The sequence below is a fragment of the Mycobacterium sp. genome (genome assembly GCF_049585075.1).
Classification (GTDB): domain Bacteria; phylum Actinomycetota; class Actinomycetes; order Mycobacteriales; family Mycobacteriaceae; genus Mycobacterium.
This window is the reverse complement of the sequence record NZ_JBAUZA010000078.1, coordinates 1-5,453: the sequence shown is the minus strand read 5'-3', so window position 1 is coordinate 5,453 and position 5,453 is coordinate 1. Positions and strand designations below refer to the sequence as shown.

6 protein-coding genes are annotated in these 5,453 nt (G+C 64.8%); 3 read left to right on the top strand and 3 right to left on the bottom strand.

Features of this window, described 5'->3' with window-relative positions; all coding sequences use genetic code 11:
• Window positions 1-27 precede the first annotated feature (27 nt).
• Together WB785_RS03745 and pgi are read left to right on the top strand one after the other, a co-directional pair.
• The gene (locus WB785_RS03745; RefSeq protein ID WP_424077349.1) at window positions 28-342 is read left to right on the top strand and encodes a chorismate mutase; all 315 of its coding nucleotides are present in this window, start codon (window positions 28-30) and stop codon (window positions 340-342) included.
• Window positions 343-412: 70 nt separating this feature from the next.
• The gene (pgi, locus tag WB785_RS03740; protein ID WP_424077346.1) at window positions 413-2,077 is read left to right on the top strand and encodes a glucose-6-phosphate isomerase; all 1,665 of its coding nucleotides are present in this window, start codon (window positions 413-415) and stop codon (window positions 2,075-2,077) included.
• A gap of 26 nt (window positions 2,078-2,103) precedes the next feature.
• Here pgi and WB785_RS03735 read toward each other — a convergent pair whose 3' ends face one another.
• A complete protein-coding gene (locus tag WB785_RS03735; RefSeq protein ID WP_424077348.1) occupies window positions 2,104-2,682 on the bottom strand; it encodes a TetR/AcrR family transcriptional regulator in 579 nt (192 codons plus the stop codon).
• Between the two features lie 92 nt (window positions 2,683-2,774).
• Here WB785_RS03735 and WB785_RS03730 point away from each other — a divergent pair, with 92 nt between their 5' ends.
• The gene (locus WB785_RS03730) at window positions 2,775-4,097 is read left to right on the top strand and encodes an oxygenase MpaB family protein (RefSeq protein ID WP_424077345.1); all 1,323 of its coding nucleotides are present in this window, start codon (window positions 2,775-2,777) and stop codon (window positions 4,095-4,097) included.
• Here the strand turns inward: WB785_RS03730 and WB785_RS03725 are convergent.
• Together WB785_RS03725 and WB785_RS03720 are read right to left on the bottom strand one after the other, a co-directional pair.
• Window positions 4,094-4,849, bottom strand: coding sequence for an SDR family oxidoreductase (locus WB785_RS03725; RefSeq protein WP_424077344.1), 756 nt, complete (start codon window positions 4,847-4,849; stop codon window positions 4,094-4,096). The two genes, WB785_RS03730 and WB785_RS03725, sit on opposite strands and share 4 nt — an antisense overlap.
• Before the next feature lie 13 nt (window positions 4,850-4,862).
• Complete coding sequence (locus WB785_RS03720) at window positions 4,863-5,336, bottom strand: zinc finger domain-containing protein (RefSeq protein WP_424077347.1); 474 nt, start codon at window positions 5,334-5,336, stop codon at window positions 4,863-4,865.
• Window positions 5,337-5,453: the final 117 nt, after the last annotated feature.

Below are 5,453 nucleotides of genomic sequence, written 5' to 3'. Positions count from 1 at the left end.
CGTCTCTTGTGTGAGGCCCGATACCGGATGAGACCACAATCCCCACACCCTCCACACAATGAGAATCCGGAGTCTGAAATGACAGTAGAAACCGAGCAACCAATCGACATCGATGACCTGCGGCAAGAAATCGACCGCCTCGACGCCGAGATCCTGGCCGCGGTAAGGCGTCGTACCGAGGTGTCGCAGGCAATCGGCAAAGCCCGGATGGCCTCTGGCGGCACCCGGCTGGTGCACAGTCGCGAAATGAAGGTCATCGAGCGCTACAGCGAGCTTGGCCCGGATGGCAAGGACCTGGCCATGCTGCTGCTGCGACTGGGCCGCGGCCGACTCGGTCACTGATCTGGCCGGTTACCTACTCGTCTACCTCGCCATCAACCCGGCCCTGGTCCACCTGACTATGGTCGAAACCATGACTGCGGTTGAACAGATCCCCGACATCTCATCGACCCCGGCCTGGAAAGCTCTGCGCAAGCATCACGAGCAGACCGGCAGCACACACCTGCGCGAATTCTTCGCCGACGATCCCGCCCGCGGCACCGAGTTCACTGTCACCGTCGGCGACCTCTACATCGACTACAGCAAGCACCGCGTCACCCGTGAGACGCTGAACCTGCTGATCGACCTCGCCCACACCGCACGGCTCGAGCAGCGTCGCGACGAGATGTTCACCGGCGTGCACATAAACACCTCGGAGAACCGCGCGGTGCTGCACACCGCGCTTCGACTGCCGCGCGACGCAAAGCTGATTGTGGACGGGCAGAACGTGGTCGAGGACGTGCACGAAGTGCTTGACGCGATGGGCGACTTCACCGACCGGTTACGCAGCGGCGAATGGACCGGCGCGACCGGGAAGCGGATCAGCACGGTCGTCAACATCGGCATCGGCGGTTCGGACCTCGGACCTGTGATGGTGTACCAGGCATTGCGGCATTACGTCGATGCCGGCATCTCGGCACGCTTCGTCTCCAACGTCGACCCCGCTGACCTGATCGCGAAGCTAGCCGATTTAGACCCGGCCACAACGTTTTTCGTCGTCGCGTCCAAGACGTTCTCCACGCTGGAGACCTTGACCAACGCCACGGCAGCCCGGCGCTGGCTCACCGACGCGCTCGGCGACGACGCGGTGGCCAAGCATTTCTGCGCAGTTTCCACTAACAAAAAGCTGGTCGACGAGTTCGGCATCGACACCGACAACATGTTCGGGTTCTGGGACTGGGTCGGCGGACGCTATTCGGTCGATTCGGCGATCGGCCTGTCGGTGATGGCCGCGATCGGCCGGGAGGCTTTCGCGGACTTCCTGTCCGGGTTCCATCTTGTCGACGAGCACTTCCGGACTGCCCCGCTGGAAGCCAATGCGCCGGCGGTGCTTGGGCTGATCGAGCTGTGGTATTCGAATTTCTTTGGCGCACAGTCGCGTGCGGTGCTGCCTTATTCCAACGACATGGCGCGATTCGCGGCGTATCTGCAGCAGCTGACGATGGAATCCAACGGCAAGTCCACCCGCGCCGACGGCACCCCGGTAACCACCGACACCGGTGAAATCTATTGGGGCGAACCGGGAACCAACGGCCAGCATGCGTTCTACCAACTGCTGCATCAGGGCACCCGGCTCATTCCGGCCGACTTCATCGGCTTTTCCCAACCCACCGACGACCTGCCCACCGCCGACGGCACCGGCAGCATGCACGACTTGTTGATGAGCAATTTCTTCGCCCAGACCAAGGTGCTGGCATTCGGCAAGACGGCCGAGGAGATCGCCGCCGAGGACACACCCGCCGACGTGGTGCCGCACAAGGTGATGCCGGGCAACCGGCCGACGACATCGATCCTGGCCACCCGGCTCACCCCGTCGGTGCTGGGCCAGTTGATCGCGCTCTACGAGCATCAGGTCTTCACCGAGGGCGTGGTGTGGGGCATCGACTCGTTCGACCAATGGGGCGTCGAGCTGGGCAAGACACAGGCCAAGGAGTTGATACCGGTACTCACCGAAGATAGTTCTCCTGCAACGCAATCCGACAGTTCGACCGACGCCCTGGTCCGCCGCTACCGGACCGAAAGAGGGCGCGTGGGCTAGGCTTGCGCCTCACGTTCGGCGACACGTTAAGCGGAGGTCGGCCGCGAAAGCTCGGAGCCAAGTCGGCGGACAAAGGTGCGAAGGCGTTCCTGTGATGCGGCCTGCGGATCACTGAGGTGCAGCTGCAGCAATTCGCGACCGGCGGCATGCAAGACCCGGGCGGTGTATTCCGGCTCATGCAGCTCAGGGTTGTGGCGCAGCAGTTCACGGACGAAGAACTCGAGCACGACGGCCTGGGATTGCGCCAGCCGCGCATACAGCTGCGGTGGAGCGCCCTGCGGCGGGAACAAAAACAGCCGCCACGTCGCCGGGTGGGCGTCGACGGCGGCCAGCACCCCGTCGAACGCGACCACCAGCGACTGATCGTCGGCGACGGCATCCAATCCGGAGATCGCCTCGGCGAACTGCGCGCCGGCCCGGGCCGCCTCACGATCGATCAGCGCGACGAACAGCCCCGCCGGGTCGCCGAACAGCTGATAAATCAGCGATCGGTTGATACCGGCCTGCCGTGCGATGCGGTTCGGTGTCGCCGCGTGGAACCCTTCGGCGTCGACGATCGCGTGCGCGACGTCGAGGATCTGCTCGCGTCGCCCCTCCGCGGTCATGCGCCGCTTCGGGTTGGCCGCAGTCATGCTTGACAGCATAACTAACAACTTGTGAGTATTACTCACTAAGTGTTAGTTAGCCGGAGGTTGTGATGGTCACGTACTACCCCGAGCTCGCGCAGCGAGTCCGCAGCCAACGCGATTTGCAGCCCGACCTCTACGGAGACTTCGACTTCGACCGGCAGCCGGATCGCCTGGCCACGGAGCCCGACGCCGACTCGGCCCTGCCCACCTGGGTCGCGGACCGCGCCCCGATCTTGAAAGACGACCGCGTCCTCGAATTGATCAGCACGGCCACGTTGCTCGGCGACGTCGTCGCCGATCCCTATGCGGCGCTGACGAACTCGCGCAGTGTCACCGAACTGATCGACATGCTCAAGACGGCCTGCCGCAAGGGAATCGAGGCGGTGCCCGAGGCGCCCCCCGAGCTGGTGTCGTTCATCGCAGCTATGGAAGCTGCCCCGGAGTGGATCGACTTCGACCTGGTACGCGAGGGCGCACAGCAGGAGCGCATCCCAGCGGCGCTACTGGCGCCGTTCATTACGCGCGGGGCCTTCATCGCGACCTTCACCAACACCTACGCCGCACTGCCGATGGCGCTGACCGGTGCGCTTTCGGGCAAGCGGGCCGCCCGGCGGGTCAACGAGACGGCGAGTTTCTTCGCGGTCACCACTCTTCCCGGGGCGCTGGACCGTTACGGCCCCGGCTTCGAGGCCGCCGCCATGGTGCGGCTGATGCACTCGATGGTTCGCTACAACGCGCTGAAGAAATCCGACAAGTGGGACGTCTCCGTCTATGGGATGCCGGTGCCGCAGGTCGACCAGATGCCGGCCGGAATGATCGGCCAGTACCTGTTGGCCCGCAAGGCGCGTCAGCAGGGCCGGACGAAGTTCACCAAAGAAGAGCGCGCGGTCGTCGAATTCGCCAGGTACCGTTGCTTTCTGCTGGGCCTGCCGGAGGAACTGCTGCCCTCGGAACCCGCCGACATCATGCACGTCATGCACGCGCGCTCGGCGCTGCTGCGCGACGGATTCGACGACGTCTGCCGCGAACTCGTCAGCGGCACGATGGCGGCGTATCTGCGGCCCGGCACCAGCTTGTTCGATCGCTGCGCGGAGGCCGTCGAGAAAAGTTTCAGCAAGCTCACGTTCGTCCGCACATTCTGCGGCGGTGACCGCGACGTCGCCGAGGCCATGGGTGTCTCGCTCGGGTCGACGGATCTTCTGTGGGTCGCCCTCACCACGCCGTTCATCATCGGACGCTTCACCGCGGTGAGCCAGGCCAGCCGCGTCCCCGTGCTTCGCGACATCACCGACGCATACGTCATCGGGCTGCTCAAGCTCCGGCTTGCTACCTACGGCAAGCCCGAATTCACCTCGGATTCAGCGCATTACATGCCGTCCGGCATTGACTAGCCGAAGCGCTTGGCCAATGCCGGCGGCAGTACCCGCATCAGCTGCACCATCGGCGCCCACGGCCACCACGGCACCGCGGCCCGGCCCGGCTCGCGCTCGATGGCGGCGACCAAGGCCTTGACCCCAGTTTTGTTGTCCACCATGAACATTGTGCTCTGCGATTTGGCGGTCATCTCCGACTCGATATAGCCGGGCTCGAGCACCGACACCTTGATCGGGCCGTTGGCGTATTCGGCTCGCAGCGACTCACCCAGCGACCGCACCCCGGCCTTGCTGGCTGCGTAGGCCGCCTTCACGCCGGGCACGCCCTTGGCGCCCAACACCGAGGAGATCAGCACCAGATGCCCCGACCCCTGCTGCTTGAACATCTCTAGCGTGGTTTCGATCTGAACCAGGGCAGCCACCAAATTGGTTTCGATGGTTGCCTTGTTGGCCCACAGTTTGCCCGACCCCAGCGGCGCGCCCTTGCCGATACCGGCGTTGACGATCACCCGGTCGATTCCGCCGAGCGTGTCGGACAATTCGGCGAATACCTTCGGTACCTGTTCGTGGTCGTTGACGTCCAGCGCGGCGACGGCCACCTGGATGCTCGGATACTGTTGCGACAGCTCGGCTTTTAGCTCCTCGAGCCGATCGGTGCGACGGGCGCACAGCGCCAGGTCACGCCCCTTGGCCGCGAACGCACGAGCCATTCCGGCGCCCAAGCCGGAACTCGCGCCGGTGATGAGAATTTTCCGCCGAGTCCGAGTCACCCGCGCAGCATAGCTATTTCAGCAGACGCGACATTCGCCGGTCGGCCAGCACCTTGCCGCCGGTCTGACAGGTCGGGCAGTACTGAAACGACTTGTCGGCGAACGACACTTCACGCACGGTGTCTCCGCATACCGGACACGGCAGACCGGTGCGCGCATGCACCCGCAATCCGGAGCGCTTCTCCCCCTTCAGCGTTGCGGCCTGCTGGCCGACCGAGCGGGTCACCGCGTCGGTAAGCACCGACACCATCGCGTCGTGCAACGCGGCCAGCTGTCCGTCGGCGATTTTCCCCGCAGTCGCGAACGGCGAAATCTTGGCGACGTGCAGAATCTCGTCGCTGTAGGCGTTGCCGATGCCGGCGATCACCTTCTGGTCGGTGATGACGGACTTGATCCGGCCTGTGTTTCCGGCGAGCAGCCCGGCCAATTCGTCGACGGATAGCTGCAGTGCATCGGGCCCGAGCGCGGCGATTCCGGGCACCTGCATCGGGTCGTCGACCAGCCACACGGCCAGCCGCTTTTGGGTACCGGCCTCGGTGAGGTCGAAGCCCGGCGCCTCGCCGGGGGTGCCCAGGTGAACGCGCAGCGCGATCGGGCCCTTGCC

Bases quoted from the DNA above. Each gene is read 5' to 3' on its own strand.
- WB785_RS03745 (WP_424077349.1), top strand. From the start codon at position 28: ATGAGACCACAATCCCCACACCCTCCACACAATGAGAATCCGGAGTCT.
- pgi (WP_424077346.1), top strand. From the start codon at position 413: ATGACTGCGGTTGAACAGATCCCCGACATCTCATCGACCCCGGCCTGG.
- WB785_RS03735 (WP_424077348.1), bottom strand. From the start codon at position 2,682: ATGACCGCGGAGGGGCGACGCGAGCAGATCCTCGACGTCGCGCACGCG.
- WB785_RS03730 (WP_424077345.1), top strand. From the start codon at position 2,775: ATGGTCACGTACTACCCCGAGCTCGCGCAGCGAGTCCGCAGCCAACGC.
- WB785_RS03720 (WP_424077347.1), bottom strand. From the start codon at position 5,336: ATGCAGGTGCCCGGAATCGCCGCGCTCGGGCCCGATGCACTGCAGCTA.